This is a genomic window from Nocardia rhizosphaerihabitans (genome assembly GCF_014646295.1).
Taxonomy (GTDB): Bacteria; Actinomycetota; Actinomycetes; order Mycobacteriales; family Mycobacteriaceae; genus Nocardia; species Nocardia rhizosphaerihabitans.
On the sequence record NZ_BMNE01000003.1, the window covers coordinates 354921 to 371961 of the forward strand.

Genomic DNA, 17041 nt, shown 5'->3' on the forward strand with positions numbered 1-17041 from the left:
TTACGGACCTCCGATCCAGGGATTCGTGCCGAGCGGTGCCGTACCGCCCGCGCGGCAGGAGTCGACATCGGGAGCTCGCACACCCGGGTTCTCCATGCACGGCATGTTGCGGGCGCCGCGTGGCACATAGGGTTCGCCCGGCGCGACACCGCAGTAGTTGGGTGTCGGGCTGTCGATCACCGCCGACTCGCTCGGTGACCGGCGCTGATCGGGTGGCACGAAACCGGTCAGACACGGCGGGGGCGCGTTGACGTTCAGGTTGAAGTCGAGATTGGCCATGCCGGGTTCGGAGCCTTTGACGATGCTCTGCGCCATCGCGGCCAGCGGCGGGTAGACCACGAGGATCTGTTCGAGGCTCATGTTGTAGATCCGCAGGACCTCGGCGACCGAGTGCAGGTTCCCCAGGGCGCGGGGCAGGGTCGGGGTGATCCGGCCGAACAGGTCGGCCGCCTGGGTTCCCGCCTCCTGGCCGCCGGCCAGCAGCGCGCCCACGTGGGTGTCGTTGGCGGCCAGGGAACCGGTGATCGAACCGAGATACCCCGTCCACGCCCGGATGTCGTCGCCCGCGGCCACCTGGGTGTCCAGCAGGGCACCGGCATTGTCGATCAGGTGCAGGGTCGGTGCGAGATTGCGGTGACCCTCGTCGAGCACGTTGTTCAGGCCGTCGAGGATCTGCTGCAGATCGGGACCGGAGTTGCGAAACGCCACCCCGCTCTCGGTGATCACCGTCTGCAGGTCTTCGCGGGGGATATCGCCCAGTGCGGCATCGAGCGCGTCGACCATGTGCGCCGTCGGCGTCGGCAGCCGGGTGCTGTCGATGCGGTCACCGTCGGCAAGGTAGGGCGCCGAATCCGTCTGTGGCAGCAGCTCGATGTACTGTTCGCCGATCGCCGACCGGCTGTGCACCTCGGCGCGCAGGTCGGTCTTGGGGATGTCGAGGCCGGCGTCGAGGTGCATCGTGACGACGACGGTGTCCGCATCGATGCGCAAGCTGTGCACGACGCCCGCGTGGACACCGCGGTAGGTCACGTTCGATTTCGGGTAGAGCCCGGCGCCCGAGGGGAGTGCGAGTTCGACTGTGCTGCGGCCGATTCCGAGCATCGCAGGCACTCGCAGATAGGAGACGAGGATCCAGCTGACGACGACGACCGTGATGATCGCGAACGCGCCGAGCTGGTAGCGGACGAATTTCGTGAGGAGCATCAGTTTCCTCCTCGGCTCGGCGGATTCAGCGGGGTGATCAGCGGGTTGCCCGAAGTCGGTGGGAGCGGGGGCAATTGGCCGATCAACCCGCCGAGCGAGGCGAGCTGACCGGCCGCGGGAGTTCCGGTGAGCAACGCCCGGTCCATCCGCGCGGTGGTCAGGTCCAGATTCAGGAACAAGTTCGCGAAATCACCCTGCATCGCGTTGCGGTAGGTGTTGAGCGGGAACGGGATGGTCCCGAGGAACGACAGCGACGACGGCAACGCAGGACCCGCGTCCGCCAGCCCGCGCAGGGTCGGCTCGAGTGCGCGCAGATTCGCGTCGAGTTCGGCGCGGCTGCCGGTGATCACCTGGTTCGCGGCGTCGGCGAAGTCGCCGATCGCCAGCAGTGCGGCGGCCAGGTCGTCGCGCTGTTCGTTCAAGGTGCTCAGCGCGGGGGCCAGGGCGGCCACCCCGTTTTCCACCACCTGACGGTCGTCGGCGACGATCTGGGCGAACCGGTCGATGCCCTCGAGTGCGCGGATGAGGTCGTCCCGTTGCGCGTTGAGCCGGGTGGTGAAGTCCTCCACATTGGTCAGCAGGTTGCGCACCACGTCCGCGCGCCCGGACAGGGCAAGCGTCACTTCGCGGTTGATCTCCTCCAGCTTACCGATGCCACCGCCGTTGAGCAGGAACGACAGCGTCGACAGGGTCTGTTCGGTAGTCGGGTAGGCACCGCCGCGATCGAGCGGAATGCGGTCACCGTCGCGAAGTTCGCCCGTCGGCTCGGGTGGGGCGAGCAGTTCCACGTGGGCGGAACCGAGCAGGCTCGTCGAACCGATCTTGGCGGTGGCGTTGGCGGGCAGGCGCACCTGCTCGTCGAGGGAGATGGTGAGCAGGGCGTGATCGCCGTCGACCTCGATCCGGCGGACGGTGCCGACATTCACGTCACCGACGCGCACTCGCGCGTTCTCGGTCAGCGTCGTCACGTCGGGCAGCTCGATCTGCACCTCCCATGCCCCGTCACCACCGCCTGCCGCGCCGGGCAGGGCGAACTGGTTGGGCCCGGTCCATCCGCAGCTCGACAGCAGCGTGGTCGCCGCGAGCCCGCTCGCGAGGGCGAGCACGGTGCGCGCGCGGCCGGTCATCGGGGACCGGTCCCGAACGGCGCGGACAGTGGCGGCAAGCCGGGCAGCAGCAGACCAGGCAGCCCACCGGTCGCGGGTGGGGCCGGTGCCGCTGTCGGCGCCGCAGGCTCCGTGCTCTTCCCGGCCGGTTCCGCCAGTCCGGGTTCGCTGTAGACGATCTGGTCGGGCAGGGCGCCGACCGTGTTGCCGACCACGGTGCCGAGTGGAATGTGGTTGAAGGCCAAGGTTTTCAGCACGGGGCCGAGGTAGTGGATGCATAGATCGGTCGCTTCCTGTGCGCCCTGTTCACCCGCGCCGGCGATTGCGCCGCAGAGGAACTGGACCGGATTGGCGGTATTGGTGAGCACCGTCGCCGAGGTCAGCGAGTTCTGCGCCGGCTGGTAGATGTTGCTCAGGTTGACCAGGGTCGTCGGGGCGATGTGGAAGACCTGTTCGAGGTCACGACGCTTGTCCACCAGCGCCTGGGTGGCCGCGCCGAGCCCGTCGACCGTGGCCCCCAGCGCTTGTTTGTTGTCCCGGACGAATTGCCCGATATCGAGCACCGCACCGTCGAGTTCGGCCACCGCGTCGCCGAGCGTGGTCTCGCTCGTGCCGAGCAGCTGGGTCACCGAGTCCAGATGACCGTTGAACTGCACGATCTGCTCGTGGCTCTGCGACAGCGCGTCGACCAGCATCGACAGATTCCGCACCATCGAGAACAGGTCGGTGCGCCCGTCCGACAGCGCGGTGGTCGTGCGGGCGAGCTTGTCGAGGGTGTCGTGCAGGGTCGCCCCGTTGCCGCGCGCACTGTCCGCGGCGTTCCCGACGAACTCGCCGAGCGTGCCCGTGGCGGGCTCGGTGCCGTCGGCGCGTGGTCCGAGGGTCTGGGTGAGCCGGGTGAGCTGGTCTTTGACGACGTCCCATTCCACGGGCATCGCGGTGCGCTCTTGCGGGATCACCCCACCGTCGGGGAGCGCCGGACCGCCGGTATAGGCGGGAGTGAGCTGGACGAACCGGGTGGTCACCAGCGTCGGTGCCACGATCACCGCCTGCGCGTCGGCGGGCAGATCCCACCGGCGGTCCAGTCTCATCCGGACGGCCACCCGGGTGCCTTCCGGGTCGATCCGCTCAACCCTGCCCACGTCGACGCCGAGGATCCGCACGGAATCCCCAGGAAACAGGCCGACCGCGGCGGGGAAGTACGCCGTGACCGAGCGCTGTGACAGCTTCGGGACGATGACGTAGCTGAGCAAGGCCAGGAACGCGAGGATCGCCGCGGCCGCGGCAAGGGAAAGAGTTCGGCGGTTCATCCTCATCGTGGTCCCTCCGTCGGGGGCTCGGCGGGTGGGGGCGGTACGCGGCCGTCGCCGAGCGCGGCGTCGACGAACGGCTGAACGTACTGGCCTGGTAGCAGATTGGTGATGTAGGCCTGGAAGAACGGGCCGCTGCCGAGTGCTTCGTTGAGTGTCCTGGCATAGGTCGCCAGTCCGGGGATCGCGGCCTCCAGTGAGCTCCGGTGCCGTTCGAGCAGATCCAGCACCCGGTTCACCCGCTCGAGTGCCGGTCCCAGCTGCTCGCGGTTGTCCGCGATGAGCCCCCGGATCTGCTGGGCCACCGCTGCCAGATGCGTTGTCAGAGTGTGCAGTGCCGCGCGCCGGGCATCGACTGCCGCGAACAGTGTGTTGCCGTCCAGGACGAGCGCGTTGAGCTGCGTCCGGCGTTCGGCGAGCACCCCGCTCACCGTCGAACCGTGACGCAAAAGCTCTTTCAGCGCCTCGTCGCGGGACCCGAGGGTGTCCGAAAGCCGGGCCACCCCGTCGAGTGCGGTGTGGACGTCGGGCGCCGACTCCGCGAGCACCTCCGAGGTGGCACGCAGTGCATCCGACAGCTGATCGGTGTCGATGTCGGCCACGTTCGCGGTGAGTGCGCCGAGCTCGGTCGGCAGGTCGTAGGGCGCGCGGGTGCGTTCGAGCGGAATCGGCACATCCGGGTCGTAGCGGCCGGGGTCGTCGCTGGGCACCAGGACGATCGCCTTGGCGCCGAGCACTGCTCTGGTGCGCATCTGCGCTCGCGGTTGCTCGCCGAGTGTGAGATCGTCGCGCACCGACATGGTCACCTCGACGTCGGTGCCCCGCAACGCGATGTCGGTGACCTGCCCGACGTTCACGCCGACCAGCTCGACCTTGTCGCCGACCTCGATGCCGCCGGCGTCGGCGAAGATCGCGGTGATCTCGTGATCGGCGTCGAGGAAGACGAGGTCGTCGTAATTGGACACCGCGACCACCGCGGCGAGAATGACGGCGGCACCGATGATTCCGGCCCGCGTGCTTTGATTTCTGTCGTAGCTGATCATTGTGGTGTCACACACCTGCCCTGGTCCTGCTGCACGAGTTTCGCCTCGATCGGCGCACCGCCCGGTCCGTCGACGCGGACCGACACCGAGCACAGGTAGAAGTTGAAGAAGCTGCCGTAGGAGCCGAGGCGGCTCAGCCGCCGGTATGCCTCGGGCAGTTCGGTGAGCACCGACTCGATCTGCTCGCTGCCGTCATCGAGAACCGTTGCCGTCCGGTGTGTTTCGGCGACCACACCGTGGATGGCGGGGCGGTCGTCGAGCAGCAGGTCGGCGAGGGTGGCCGAGCCGTCGTCGAGGTGGGCCAATGCGTCGGCGATCGGCGCGCTCTGGTTCGACAGCCGGGTCACCAGGTGCTGGAGCTGGTCGATGATGGTCGACAACGCACCGCTGTCCTTGCCGATCGACTCCAGCGTGGTGCCCAGCTCGGTGATCACGGCGCCGATCAGCGCGTCCCGATCGGCCAACTGGTTGGTCAGCACGGCGACCTGCTGCAGGATGCCGGTGATGCTGCCACCCTGACCCTGTAGCACTCGCAGCAGGTCGCCCGAGAGCTGGTCGATCTGTTCGGGTTCCAGCGATCTGGTCAACGGCGCGAGCCCGCCGAGCAGCGCGTCGATATCGAGCGCGGGTTTCGTCTGTTCGACGGGGAAGACCCCGTCTTCGGGCATCGCCTCGGATTTCGCCGTACCGTTGGTGATCTCGAGATAGCGATCGCCGAGCAGATTCTGGTACCGCACCTGCAGGGTCGCGTTCTCGGTGATCCGCACGTTGTCCATCACGTCGAACTCGACGTGGGCTCGGCGCCCGTCCAGGTCGACAGCGTGCACGCGCCCCACATCGACCCCCGCGATCCGCACCTCCTGTCCCGAGGTGAGCCCGGAGGCGTCGGCGAAGATCGCCCGATACGGTGTCCGGCTGTCGAGCCGGATCCGGCCGAGCACCAGGATCAGCATCACCAGGACGAAAACCATGGCGACACCGAAGATCCCGAATTTGACCGTGGTCTTGGTCATCGCGGTCCTCCTGGGATGCCGTACAGCAGGAAGTCGAGCACGTTGAGCTGGGCCGGTTTGCCGTCCGGCGCGAACGGGTTCACGCCCGTGTCGGTGACGACGTAGGGCGCCGGCCCGTCGGCGGGATTCACCGAGGGCAGGCGTCCACATCGGGGTCCGCCACCGGCCGCGACCTTCGGCAGGTTGTCCGGGTTGCGATAGGGCGTCTCACCCGCCAGCACAGTTCCGCTGACATTGATTCCGGGAACGGTGCCGCCGATCGCCGTCTCGACCGCTGCCCGTGCCTCGTCCAAACCTTGGAAGAAGCAGGGGAATTCGGGCGAATAGTCGCCGAGCAACCCGGTGGTCGGCACCAGTTCCCGCAGCAGGCCGGCAACCGCGGCCCGGTTGTGGTTCAGCAGCGTGCTCCCGGAGTCACCGAAATCGACGGCGGCGAGCAGGAATCGATCCAGGTCGTCGGCCTGCTCGACGATCGTCGATCCGGTGGTGGTCAGCGATTCGACGGTGTCGAGCAGGCTCGGTGCCGCGTCCGCGTAGATGTGCGCGACGTCCGCGGTGACCACGAGGTCGCGTTGCAGGTGCTCCAAACTCGGCCGTAGCGCGCTCAGGTAGGAGTCGGCGCGCTCGAGTGTGCCGCCGATCTGCGTGCCGCGGTCACGCACGGCGTCGGCCAGGGCGGTGAGCGTGGCGTTGAGATCCTGGGGGGACACCGCACGAAGCACGGTCGTCAACCGCTCGAACAGGGAGTTCAGTTCGGGCGTGATCTCACGGGCATCGATGGTGTCGCCGGCGTCGATGTGGCGCGAGGAAGGCTGTTGCGGCCGAACGAGATTGACGTACTTGGCGCCGAAGACGGAGGTCGAGTCGATCGTCGCGACGACATTGTCCGGCACCGCGCCGACCTGATCGGGGAACAGTTGCAACTCGACCCGGGCGTAGCCGTCGGTTTCCTCGACCTTCGCGATCCGGCCGATCTGCACGTCGAGCATCTTCACGCGCGCGCCCGGTTCCAGACTCAGACCCGAGCGTGGCGTCAGCAGCATGACATCGACGCTGCGCACGAATGTCCCGCGGAATTGCAGCGCGACGAAGACGGCCACAACGGCCAGCACGGACAGCAACACCGCGCCGTCGAAGGTGTAGTGCGGCTCGCGTGGTCCGCGCCGCGGCGATCGGCGCCTCATCCGGCGAAGTGGAAGTTGCCCGACACGCCGTAGACGGCCAGGGAGACGGCAAGGGTGACGAAGACGACGGCGGCCAGTGACGCGCGCACCGCGCGTCCGACGGCCTCACCGACTCCGGCGGGCCCGCCCGAGGCGGTGTACCCGAAGTAGGTGTGGATCAGCATGACGACCAGTCCCATCAGAATCGCTTGCAGAAATGACCACAGCAGGTCGGTCGGTACCAGGAACGACCGGAAGTAGTGGTCGTAGACGCCGCCGGATTGACCCCACACGACGACCGTGACCGTGCGGCTGGCCAGGAACGACGCGACGACCGCCACCCCGTACACGGGAACGATCGCGATCATCCCCGCCACGATGCGGGTCGAGGCGAGATACGGCACCGACCGCACGCCGATCACTTCCAGTGCGTCGATCTCCTCCGAAATCCGCATGGCGCCCAATTGCGCGGTCGCGCCCGCGCCGATGGTCGCGGCGAGTCCGACGCCGGCGATCGACGGCGCGGCGATGCGGACATTCACATACGCCGCGAAGAACCCGGTCAACGCCTCGACACCGATGTCACCCAGTGACGCGTACCCCTGCAGCGCGACGACCGCACCGGCGGACAACGTCAGGAATCCGCAGATCACGACCGTGCCACCGATCAGCGCCAGCGCACCGGAACCGAGCGCGACCTCGGCGACCAAGCGCAGCGTCTCGCGGGGGAAACGCCGGACGGCGAACGGGATTTCGAGGATGGCGTCGCGAAAGAAGACCGCTTGCCTGCCGACCTCGTCGAGGGTTCTCTTCGCTCCTGATACTCCGACGATCGTCATCAGCTACCCGCTGTCATCTTGATACCGATGGCGGTCGTCACGACGTTGACCAGGAACAACGCCATGAACGCGTAGACGACCGTTTCGTTGACCGCTTGTCCCACGCTCTTGGCGCCGCCCTTGACGGTCAGGCCCCGGTAGCACGCGATCAGCGCCGCGATGAGCCCGAACGAGGCGGCCTTGATCTCCGAGATCACCAATTCCGGTATCCCGGTGAGCAGCGGAATTCCGTCGACGAACGCGCCGGGGGTGACGTTCTGGAAGAACACCGAGAAGATGAAGCTGCCGACGATCCCGATCGCGCAGACCAGCGCGTTGAGCAGCAGCGCCACCAGCGTCGAAGCCAGCACGCGCGGGGAGACCAGCCGCACGATCGGGTCGATGCCGAGCACCTCCATCGCGTCGATCTCCTCGCGGATGGTGCGCGACCCGAGGTCGGCGCAGATGGCCGTCGCTCCGGCGCCCGCGACCACCAGCACCGTCACCACGGGACCCACCTGGGTGACCGCGCCGAGCGTGGCGCCCGCGCCCGCCACATCCGAGGAACCGAATTCGGCGGCGAGAATATTGAAGGTGAAGCTGATCAACGCGGTGAACGGCAGCGCGACGAGCAACGTCGGCAGCAACGACACCCGCACGATGAACCAGCACTGGCCGATGAACTCGCGCCATTGGAACGGCCACACCGCCATGCCGCGGAACGCGTCGGCCGACATGGCGAAGAACTCGCCGAGCAGAGTCAACGGGCGCGCAACGGGATTCGTCATCGGGTCCGCCACCTCTTTTCGGCCGTGGCGCTCTTGCCTGCCGTCGCGGCGACGAAGACGAGGAGCAATGTCCAGGCCGCGCCCGCGGTGAGTTCGAACAGCACCGTGCCGATTCCGTAGACCGGAGCCCCGCACCGGGCGAGCAACAGCGCACCCGCTCCGGCGGCGACTCCGGCGAACCCACCTGCCGCCAGCCAGGACAGCGTCGGGTCGGTGCCGGGAATCCGGTCGGCGCGCTTGCCGTCCCACGCACCCCACGCCGCCGCGGTCCCGAGGACGGCGACGGCGCCCATGCCACGGAAGTACGCGCCGTGCTGTGGCCACATGTCGAGCAGGGCGCCGATGAGCACCCGGACCGACACCATCACCGCCGCGCATCCGGCGCCACGGACGAACCGGGGATCTCCCAGCGCGCGTGCGATCACGGCAGGCGCACCGGCTCGGGGGTCGATGCCATGTCGGGTCAGGACATGGCTGCTCGGTATCAGCACTACGTTTCCTCGCGATCGGGCGGCAACGCGCGGGACAGGTCAACGAGCGGAGAGGACGAAACCCTTGGCGTGGAAGAGAATGCGGGGCGTCGGTTGCCGGCTCGGCGACGTCGGTCGGCGGGGAATCGGCTGCCGGTCCACGGACCCAGCCCTCGCACCTGCCTGTTTCGACGTAGCGCATGTCACAGTAGGCAACCGTTGTGAGCTGGACCATATGCCGATCGCACGAACCTGGGTCCGGCGTTCGTGCGATGTGCACCAAGCCGTCAGCTGTCCTCGCGCCCGCCCAGCACGGTCGAGCCGAGCCAGCGGCAGGCCTGCAACGCGAGCTGGATGTCCAGCACGGTCGCCGGATCTTCGAATTCGTGTCCCAACCGCTCCGCGGCCTGCTGGAGCCGGTACTGAATCGTATTGCGGTGCAGGTGCATCGCCTCCGCTGTGGCGGTGTAGCTACGACCGCACGACAGGAACGTCAGCAGCGTTTCGCGCAGCCAGGCGTCACGTTCGTCGTCGGCCGCCAGGTCACCGAGCATCCGGCCCACGAATCCGCGCAGTGCGTCCACGTCCTCGGTCATCAGGGCCAGTGGCGTGATCTGGGCATAGGCCACGACCCGTTGTCGGCTCACCGCGCAGGCGAGGGCAACGCGGCGCGCGCGAGCGGCTTGCAGATGTGAACGCCGGAAACCACCTTCGCCGCGCTCGGCGTCGCCGAGCGCCAACCGGACATCCAGCCCCTGCTCGGCGAGCACCGATTCCATCGCCTCGACATCGAGCGGCCCACCGCGGCGCAGCGGAACCCACAGCTCGACCTCACGCTCGTCGGCGGGCACCATCAGCGGAGGGCCTGTCGCGCCGAGCTGCTTGGCCAGCAGCGTGCGCGTCTCGTCGAACAGCGTCACCGCGTCGCGGGCGGACACCGACTCGTCGAGCCATGCCGCGACCGCGAGATGGAACGTGTCGAGCCGATACCCGAGAGCTTGTTCGGCATGGTGGATCTCGGCGCCCGAGCCGGTCAGCAGCGTATCGACCCACTGCCTGCGCAGCCCGCTCCGGCTGCTCACCCACCGGTCCCGCTCTTCCTCGTACGCTTCACTGACCTGTTCGAGCATGCGATCGATCCACAGCGCGGTGCGGTTGACCAGCGCGATGATGGTCGGCGCACTCGCGTCGCGACCGAGAGTGAGCGCGAATCGCATCGCCTGATCGACGAAGTCGGTGTGCGCCATCCGGTAGGCGCGGATCACCACGGTGATCGAGACATCCCGTTGCGCGAGCACCCGCAGAAACGACCGCACCGCCGCGGGCACCCGGATATCGGATTCGCCGACCGCATCGCCGAGGAAGTTGATCGCCGCGATCACGTCCTCGACGATGCTCGCCTCCAGCAGACCCGCCATCCGCTCGTCCTCGGTGAGCTCGGGCAGCTCCGAGCGCGCCGAGGTCATCAGGTCGGCGACGAACGCCTCCATCCGGCGGCCCATCTCCAGGGCCACCGGTCGAAGGATGTTGTCCCCCCGCACAATCCCGCTAATCGCTGTCCTCGCCGATCCGGCCGACCTTGCGGTCGAACGACCAGTTCTTCTGATCGGCGCGCAGGTACTGGCACACCTCGTCGATCGCTTGCTTGGCCTGCGCGAACACCGAGACCTCGGTGACAAAGCCGTGGAATACCCCTGGGTACCTGGTCGACGACACCGGGACGCCCTCCTCGCGCAGCCGCTGCGCGTAGGCCTCGGCGTCGTCGCGGATCGGGTCGACCTCCGCGGTAATGACCAGCGCGGGCGGTAGGCCGCGCAACGAGTCCGCGCGCATCGGCGCGGCGAGTGGGTCGCCGCCGGGATGTCCGGCCCCGACGTACTGCTCCCAGAACCAGCGGGCGTCCGCGGCGCCGAGCAGCGGCGCGTCGGCGAAATCCGACCACGACGGTCTGGTGAACGTGTCGTCGACGGCGGGGTAGGCGAGTACCTGCGCCACGGGCAGCGCGCTGCCCTCCTCGCGGCGGTACAGGCACAGGGCGGCGGCGAGATTGCCGCCCGCGGAGTCGCCGCCGATCGCGATCCGCTCCGGGTCGATGCCCAGTTCGGGCGCCGATCGGATCAGCCACGCGTAGGCGTCGACGCAGTCCTCCAGCGCCGCCGGATACGGGTTTTCCGGCGCCAAGCGGTATTCGAGGGAGACGACCGTCCAGCCGGATCCGGCGGCGATCGCGCGGCACAGCTCGTCGGCACCGTCCAGGGTGCCCAGCACGAAACCGCCGCCGTGCAGGTAGACCAGGGCGGGCGCGGCGCTGTCGGAAGGCGTACCGTCCGCGCGGTACAGGCGGGCCGCGATCGCGCCGGCACGCGTCGACACAGTCAATTGTCCAACATGGTCCAGCGGCGTGATCGGCTCGGCGGACGGGGCCGAGTCCACCAGCGCGCGAGCCTGCTCGGGCCCCAGCTCGCGCAGGGGTTTCTGCAGGACCTGGTCGATCATCCCGGCCACGGCTATGGCCTGGTCATCGAGCAGATTCCAGCACGCGGGCGCGTCGTCGTTCATGAGAAAACCTCGCAAGTCGTTGACAACAAGTGATCTGTGCCTCACCATCATAGTCACGTGACTCAGACATTTGACTAGAAGTTCACGTTTCATTTGGGATCCGCTGTCGACGGTGTACCGCGCACACGATCTCGTCGAATCGAAAGGACAACATGATGACCGAAACGACGATCGGTCTCGCGACACGCGGGGCTGACGCGGTCGGCGGGGTCGACATCCGGATCGAGGACGACGCGAGTCCGATCGTCCGGCTCATCGCCCGGACGATCGCCGATTCCCTCCGCGCCGACAGCTCCATCCTGCCCGCCGGGCTGTCGGGCGCGATCGCGATCCGCTCCCACGACACCCCGCAGTCCGCGACGATCACCATCGCCGACGGTGCCATCGCGGTGTCGGGCGGCGTCTTCGTCGAGCCCGACCTCGACGTGACCGTCGACCTGAACCAGTTCTTCGCTCCGGTCGGCGACCCTGTCGGCTCCTCCGAGTTCGTGGCCGTGGCCGTGGCGCTGCTGTCGCCGCCGCTGCCGGACTGGAAGACCGCGGCCGCCGGCTTCTGGGCCGCGACCAGGTCTGTCCCCGGCATTCCCGACATGCTGATCGCTGTCATCGAGGGCCCCGAGGGCCTGGATCAGGTCGTCTCGGGCGAGGGGGAGACCCACTACGTCATCGCAGGCCCGCCGGAGCTGCTGGCCGCCATCTTCACCGGCGCGATCGATCTGCTCGCCGCGCTGTCCACCGGTCTCATCGGCGTGCGTGGCACGCTCGCGCAGCTGTCCGTGCTGGTCGCCGCATCCTGGAAGGTTCGTTACGATGTCTGAAATCTCTACTACCGCAACGGCTCTCGCGCCGGATGTGCACACGGTCCGGATCGAGTCGACCAACCACGACGGCACGTTCCACGGTAAGAACATCGCGCCGAAGAAGTTCGCCTCGACCTCGGAGTTCGGGCTGGCCGATCTGCTGTTCGGCCTGGATCTGGGCAATGCGCCGACCATGGGCTTCGCCTACCCGTCCTGGCGCGGTCACATCACCGACCTGCAGTTCCGGCCCGACATGTCCACGCTGGTGCAGTGGGAACCCGGCGTGCAATCGGTGATCGGTGACTACTGGCAGAACGACGGCACCCCGGTCGGCACCTGTCCGCGCAACCTGGCTCGCAAGCTGGTCGACCGGCTCGCTGTGCGTGGTTTCACCGCGACTATCGCGGTCGAGATCGAGGCCACCGTGTTCCAGGAGTCCGTCCACGAGGCCAGGGCGAAGGGATACCGCGACCTCACCCCGCTCGGTGGCTCCGCTGGCACCGCCTTGAACCTCGCCAAGTCGAAGGACTGGGTCGACTACATGTCGGCGGTCGTCCGGCGCCTCGAGCAGATCGGCATCGAGTGGGAGGCGTGGAGCGACGAGGACGCGGCCGGTCAGGTCGAGCTGAATCTGATTCCCGGCGATCCGATCTCGGTGTGCGACAACTGGGCTCGTGCCCGTCAGGTGATGCGCGAGGTGGCCTTCGAGCGCGGGCATACCGTCACCTTCATGGCCAAGCCGACCGCCGGCTACGGCCAGGCTTCGCACGTCAATCTCTCCCTGCAGCGCGACGGTGTCAACGCGTTCTACGCTCCCGGCCGACCCTCGCACACGATGCTCAACGCGGTCGCGGGGCTGCTCGCGACGATGCGCGGGGCGACCTCGGTCATGCTCCCGCAGATCACCTCCTACCGGCGCCTGGTCGACCTGAGTGGTCCGCCGACGACGGTGACCTGGGGCATCGCCAACAAGACCACCGCGGTGCGTGCGGTGGTCGGGCACCCCGCCTACTCCCGCCTCGAATACCGCGTGCCCGGCGCCGATGCCAACCTGTACCTGGCGGTCGCGACGATTCTGGCCGGTGTGATCGCCGGGATCGACGGCAACCTCGAGCCCGCGGATCCGGTGAGCGATCTGGCGTGGTGCGCGCCCGACCTGGAACGGTTGCCCGACACCATCACCAAGGCCGCCGACGCACTCGAGTCCGATCTGGTCCTGCGTGAGCAGCTCGGCGACGAGTTCGTCGACTACTGGGTCGGCACGCGGCGCTGGGAGTGGATGCAGTTCCACACCGCGGGCGGCGACCCGTTCTCCGAGCTGTCGGAGTGGGAGTCCAACCGCTACTTCGAGTTCCCGTGACCGCCGACTCGACCCGGCGCAAGCCCCTGATCGGCCTGACCGGACGACGGTTCAGGACGGAGCTGGTCAAGGGCTCGCACCCGGGCTACGGTCAGCGCCTCACCGACAGCTTCTTCTCCGATTTCGCGGAGCGGATCACGCGCGCGGGCGGTGTGCCGGTGATGCTGCCCTACGACGCCGATCCGGCGGCGCTGGGTGACTGGCTGTCCGGTGTGGTGATCACCGGTGGTCAGGACGTGCATCCGCGACGCTGGGGTGGGGACGAGTCGGTGGTGAGCGGCATCGATCCGCTCGCCGACCCCTCGGTCCACGATCCCAGCCGGGACGAGTTCGAGATCGCGTTGGCGCGGGTCGCGCTGGAGCGCCGGCTCCCGCTGCTCGGCGTCTGCCGCGGCATGCAGGTGCTCAATGTGGCCCTCGGCGGCACGCTGGTTCCCGACCTGCCGGTCGGGCCGATCAAGCACCTCATGTCGGTGGGTCCGGTGTCGGACGGCGATCCCGAGCACAGTGTCACCTTCGACGCGGGGACGATCGCCCAGAAGGTGTTCGGCGACCGGCTGGTGACCAACTCGTGGCACCACCAGGCGATCGATGTCTGCGGTGACGGGCTGGTTGTCACCGGTCGCACCGACGACGGTGTCGCCGAGTCGGTCGAGCTACCCGGAGCCCCCGTGCTCGGGGTGCAGTGGCATCCCGAGTGGATGATCACCGACGACGGCGCGCTGCGCTGGCTCGTCGACGCGGCTGCCGACCGGCGCTGAGCGACGCGGAAACATCTGTGGCCGCCACCTTTTCGGTGGCGGCCACAGTGCTGTGGGGTCGGCGCGGTCAGTCCATGCGCACCCAGGACACCAGCGACCGCATGTCCGGCTCGGGCGCGAGGTCGACAGGCCGGCCCGCGGGGGCGCCGGCCTCGCCGAGGTTGGCCGCCATCCACGCGTCGAGCACGCCGACGGTGAGTTCCACCTGTGCCCGCGCCACGGCGGCGTCGGTGAACACCAGCCAGTTGAGAGCGAAGCCGTCGGACAGCGCGGACACCACATAGATCAGCTGGTCGATCGTCTCCGGGTCGACCGGTCGGCCCGCGGCGGTCGTGGTGCCCGCGAGGATCGTGCGCATGGTCGCGAAGGCCTCGTTGTACACGACCTCGGCCTGCTCGCCCTCACGCTGACCCCAGCTGATCAGCTCGAGGATGGTCGCGCCGAAGTCCCGATTCTCCAGATACCACTCCAGTACACCGCGCAAGAGCCCGCGAGCGGTGTTCTGCGCATCGCTGTGGACATCGCTGCGGTGCAGCACGTCCCGATACTCGCCGGCGAGGTATTCGAAGACGGCGGCGAACAGCACCTCTTTGGTGGCGAAGCAGTAGTGCAGCGTGGCCAGGGGAGCGTTCGCCTCCTCGGCGATGCGGCGCGTGGTGGCTCCGTCCACCCCGTGGGCGGCGATCACGCGCACGGCCGCTGCCACCAGTTCGGCGCGGCGTTCGGCGGCGGGAATGCGAGCCATGCGGTACTCCTTCGAGTCAGATCTGAACGATTGATCAAGTCAACACCGACATTACCAGCCTGACCTGCTATGAGGGGGACTGTCAGGGCAGGCGCGCCACAAATAGTTAGTCATATGCCTTGATCAAATGACTCACTACAGCTACCGTTATGGCAGGCCTCACACTTCCTGGCGATCCGGGCCCATCGAAAACCACCCATGACGGCGTGCGTGCCGCGCCGGCCGCAGCCCGGCGACTGCAGGTCGATCGACGACCTACCACCTGCTACCCGCGAAGAGGACGACATGACCCAAGTCGAATCGGTCCACCCCGAACGCGCGATCGCGCGCGATCGTCTGGCCGTCGACCCGCCGATCGACACCCTCGTCGGTCTTCTGGCCGACCAGGCCGTCCGCTCTCCCGACCGTGAATTCCTCCGGTTCGTGGACGGGTCCTGGACTTTCGCCGAGGTCGACGACTGGACCTCGCGGCTGGCCCGGCGGCTGGTCACCGAGGACGGTGTCCGCCCGGGTGACCGGGTCGCGATCATGCTGCCCAACGTGGTGCAGTGGCCGATCGCCTGGCTGGCGATCCTCAAGGCGGGCGCGGTGACGGTTCCGGTGAACTCGTCGTATCAGCGGGCCGACCTGGAATTCGTCCTCCAGGATTCCGGCGCCAGGGTGCTGTTCACCGACGCCGAGCACACCGCGCTGGTCGAGGAGGTGCGCACCGCCAACGGCGAGCTGGCCGACGTCCGGATCGTCGAAGCCTCGTCGCCCGGCGAGCTGGCGGACTACCCGGCGGCCCGGCCGGCGGTCGACATCACCGGCGAGACCCTCGCGAACCTCCAATACACCTCGGGAACAACGGGATTCCCCAAGGCCTGCATGCTGACCCACGACTACTGGACCCGGCTGGGCTGGGTGTGCACGAACGCGACCGGCCTCGGCGCCGACGACGTGGCCCTCACCTCGCAGCCGTTCTCCTACATGGACCCGCAGTGGAACACCTCGCTGTGCCTGACGATCGGCGCGCCGCTGGTGGTGCTTCCCCGCTTCTCCGCCTCCGGCTTCATGGCCGACGTCCGCAAGCACCGGGCCACGTTCTGCTACGTGCTCGGTTCTATGCCGACGCTGCTGTTCAAGCAGCCGCCCACTCCGCAGGACCGCGACAACGACCTGCGCATCGTGCTGTGCTCGGCCATCCCCGCCGCGCTGCACGCGGAGCTCGAGCAGCGGTGGGGCGCGCCGTGGCGGGAGATCTTCGGGATGACCGAGAGCGGCGCCGACCTGGTGAGCCTGCCCGAGAACGCCGGTGATGTCGGCAGCGGACGGCTGGGTCAGCCGGTTCCCACCAAGCGGGTCCGCGTTGTCGACCCGCAGGGGCGCGAGGTCGCCGAGGGGGAGTCCGGTGAACTGATCACCTCGGGCAAGCCGATGATGCTCGGCTACTGGAACCGACCCGAGGAAACCGCCCAGGTGCTGCGCGACGGCTGGCTGCACACCGGGGATGTCGCCGTGCGTGAGGCGGGCAGCTATCGGCTGGTCGGCCGGATCAAGGACATGGTCCGTCGGGGCGGGGAGAACATCGCCAGCGCCGAGGTCGAACGTGTCCTGGAACGCGACGGCACCGTCGTCGCGACGGCGGTCGTCGGTGTGCCCGACGAGCTGTTCGGCGAGGAGGTCAAGGCTTTCGTGCAGCTGGCCCCCGGCATCGAGGGGAGCCGCGAGACCGCCGAGCGGATCCTCGACAACGCGCGAAAGCAGTTGGCGCGCTTCAAGCTTCCGCGCTACGTGGAGTTCGTCGCCGACTTCCCGCGCACCCCGTCCGAACGGGTTTCCAAGCCCGCGCTGAAAGCGCGCGCGGCCGAGCACCCCGGCACCACCTACGACCTGCAACCCTCGCGCGACTGAGGAGCCGGA

General features: G+C 68.2%; 16 protein-coding genes. 4 read left to right on the top strand and 12 right to left on the bottom strand.

Annotated elements, in window-relative coordinates:
- The 11 genes from IEY60_RS14485 to IEY60_RS14535 form a co-directional block, all read right to left on the bottom strand.
- The gene (locus tag IEY60_RS14485) at positions 1-1203 is read right to left on the bottom strand and encodes an MCE family protein (protein WP_189028252.1); all 1203 of its coding nucleotides are present in this window, start codon (positions 1201-1203) and stop codon (positions 1-3) included.
- The gene (locus IEY60_RS14490; protein ID WP_189028254.1) at positions 1203-2330 is read right to left on the bottom strand and encodes an MCE family protein; all 1128 of its coding nucleotides are present in this window, start codon (positions 2328-2330) and stop codon (positions 1203-1205) included. The genes IEY60_RS14485 and IEY60_RS14490 overlap by 1 nt, the downstream gene beginning before the upstream one ends.
- The gene (locus IEY60_RS14495) at positions 2327-3625 is read right to left on the bottom strand and encodes an MCE family protein (RefSeq protein ID WP_229739826.1); all 1299 of its coding nucleotides are present in this window, start codon (positions 3623-3625) and stop codon (positions 2327-2329) included. The genes IEY60_RS14490 and IEY60_RS14495 overlap by 4 nt, the downstream gene beginning before the upstream one ends.
- Positions 3622-4677: an MCE family protein gene (locus tag IEY60_RS14500; protein WP_189028256.1), complete on the bottom strand. Its 1056-nt coding sequence runs from the start codon at positions 4675-4677 to the stop codon at positions 3622-3624. The genes IEY60_RS14495 and IEY60_RS14500 overlap by 4 nt, the downstream gene beginning before the upstream one ends.
- Positions 4659-5675, bottom strand: coding sequence for an MCE family protein (locus IEY60_RS14505; RefSeq protein ID WP_189028258.1), 1017 nt, complete (start codon positions 5673-5675; stop codon positions 4659-4661). Before IEY60_RS14505 ends, IEY60_RS14500 begins: the two co-directional genes overlap by 19 nt.
- Positions 5672-6859, bottom strand: coding sequence for an MCE family protein (locus IEY60_RS14510; protein WP_189028260.1), 1188 nt, complete (start codon positions 6857-6859; stop codon positions 5672-5674). Before IEY60_RS14510 ends, IEY60_RS14505 begins: the two co-directional genes overlap by 4 nt.
- Positions 6856-7677: an MlaE family ABC transporter permease gene (locus IEY60_RS14515; protein WP_189028262.1), complete on the bottom strand. Its 822-nt coding sequence runs from the start codon at positions 7675-7677 to the stop codon at positions 6856-6858. Before IEY60_RS14515 ends, IEY60_RS14510 begins: the two co-directional genes overlap by 4 nt.
- Complete coding sequence (locus IEY60_RS14520) at positions 7677-8444, bottom strand: MlaE family ABC transporter permease (protein WP_189028264.1); 768 nt, start codon at positions 8442-8444, stop codon at positions 7677-7679. The genes IEY60_RS14515 and IEY60_RS14520 overlap by 1 nt, the downstream gene beginning before the upstream one ends.
- Entirely contained in the window at positions 8441-8935 is a 495-nt protein-coding gene (locus tag IEY60_RS14525; protein WP_189028266.1) for a hypothetical protein, read from the bottom strand. Before IEY60_RS14525 ends, IEY60_RS14520 begins: the two co-directional genes overlap by 4 nt.
- Before the next feature lie 266 nt (positions 8936-9201).
- Positions 9202-10428 (bottom strand): PucR family transcriptional regulator, encoded by a 1227-nt coding sequence (locus tag IEY60_RS14530; protein ID WP_229739827.1) that lies wholly within the window; start codon positions 10426-10428, stop codon positions 9202-9204.
- A gap of 34 nt (positions 10429-10462) precedes the next feature.
- The gene (locus tag IEY60_RS14535) at positions 10463-11473 is read right to left on the bottom strand and encodes an alpha/beta hydrolase (RefSeq protein WP_189028268.1); all 1011 of its coding nucleotides are present in this window, start codon (positions 11471-11473) and stop codon (positions 10463-10465) included.
- A 155-nt stretch (positions 11474-11628) separates the two neighbouring features.
- Here IEY60_RS14535 and IEY60_RS14540 point away from each other — a divergent pair, with 155 nt between their 5' ends.
- The 3 genes from IEY60_RS14540 to IEY60_RS14550 are packed head-to-tail and all read left to right on the top strand — an operon-like array spanning position 11629 to position 14394.
- The gene (locus IEY60_RS14540) at positions 11629-12291 is read left to right on the top strand and encodes a hypothetical protein (protein ID WP_189028270.1); all 663 of its coding nucleotides are present in this window, start codon (positions 11629-11631) and stop codon (positions 12289-12291) included.
- The gene (locus IEY60_RS14545; RefSeq protein WP_189028273.1) at positions 12284-13633 is read left to right on the top strand and encodes a glutamine synthetase family protein; all 1350 of its coding nucleotides are present in this window, start codon (positions 12284-12286) and stop codon (positions 13631-13633) included. The genes IEY60_RS14540 and IEY60_RS14545 overlap by 8 nt, the downstream gene beginning before the upstream one ends.
- On the top strand, positions 13630-14394 hold the full coding sequence (locus tag IEY60_RS14550; RefSeq protein ID WP_189028275.1) for a gamma-glutamyl-gamma-aminobutyrate hydrolase family protein: 765 nt from the start codon (positions 13630-13632) through the stop codon (positions 14392-14394). The genes IEY60_RS14545 and IEY60_RS14550 overlap by 4 nt, the downstream gene beginning before the upstream one ends.
- A 67-nt stretch (positions 14395-14461) precedes the next feature.
- On the opposite strand, the gene IEY60_RS14555 is transcribed toward IEY60_RS14550, so the two are convergent.
- Positions 14462-15139, bottom strand: a complete 678-nt coding sequence (locus IEY60_RS14555) for a TetR/AcrR family transcriptional regulator (RefSeq protein ID WP_189028277.1) — start codon at positions 15137-15139, stop codon at positions 14462-14464.
- A 285-nt stretch (positions 15140-15424) separates the two neighbouring features.
- Between IEY60_RS14555 and IEY60_RS14560 the strand changes: the two genes are divergently transcribed.
- Complete coding sequence (locus IEY60_RS14560) at positions 15425-17032, top strand: class I adenylate-forming enzyme family protein (RefSeq protein WP_189028279.1); 1608 nt, start codon at positions 15425-15427, stop codon at positions 17030-17032.
- Positions 17033-17041 lie beyond the last annotated feature (9 nt).

Excerpts from the sequence above, each read along its gene's own strand:
- IEY60_RS14560 (WP_189028279.1), top strand. The coding sequence starts at position 15,425 with ATGACCCAAGTCGAATCGGTCCACCCCGAACGCGCGATCGCGCGCGAT.
- IEY60_RS14555 (WP_189028277.1), bottom strand. The coding sequence starts at position 15,139 with ATGGCTCGCATTCCCGCCGCCGAACGCCGCGCCGAACTGGTGGCAGCG.
- IEY60_RS14545 (WP_189028273.1), top strand. The coding sequence starts at position 12,284 with ATGTCTGAAATCTCTACTACCGCAACGGCTCTCGCGCCGGATGTGCAC.
- IEY60_RS14510 (WP_189028260.1), bottom strand. The coding sequence starts at position 6,859 with ATGAGGCGCCGATCGCCGCGGCGCGGACCACGCGAGCCGCACTACACC.
- IEY60_RS14495 (WP_229739826.1), bottom strand. The coding sequence starts at position 3,625 with ATGAGGATGAACCGCCGAACTCTTTCCCTTGCCGCGGCCGCGGCGATC.
- IEY60_RS14535 (WP_189028268.1), bottom strand. The coding sequence starts at position 11,473 with ATGAACGACGACGCGCCCGCGTGCTGGAATCTGCTCGATGACCAGGCC.
- IEY60_RS14520 (WP_189028264.1), bottom strand. The coding sequence starts at position 8,444 with ATGACGAATCCCGTTGCGCGCCCGTTGACTCTGCTCGGCGAGTTCTTC.
- IEY60_RS14540 (WP_189028270.1), top strand. The coding sequence starts at position 11,629 with ATGACCGAAACGACGATCGGTCTCGCGACACGCGGGGCTGACGCGGTC.
- IEY60_RS14515 (WP_189028262.1), bottom strand. The coding sequence starts at position 7,677 with ATGACGATCGTCGGAGTATCAGGAGCGAAGAGAACCCTCGACGAGGTC.
- IEY60_RS14490 (WP_189028254.1), bottom strand. The coding sequence starts at position 2,330 with ATGACCGGCCGCGCGCGCACCGTGCTCGCCCTCGCGAGCGGGCTCGCG.
- IEY60_RS14485 (WP_189028252.1), bottom strand. The coding sequence starts at position 1,203 with ATGCTCCTCACGAAATTCGTCCGCTACCAGCTCGGCGCGTTCGCGATC.
- IEY60_RS14505 (WP_189028258.1), bottom strand. The coding sequence starts at position 5,675 with ATGACCAAGACCACGGTCAAATTCGGGATCTTCGGTGTCGCCATGGTT.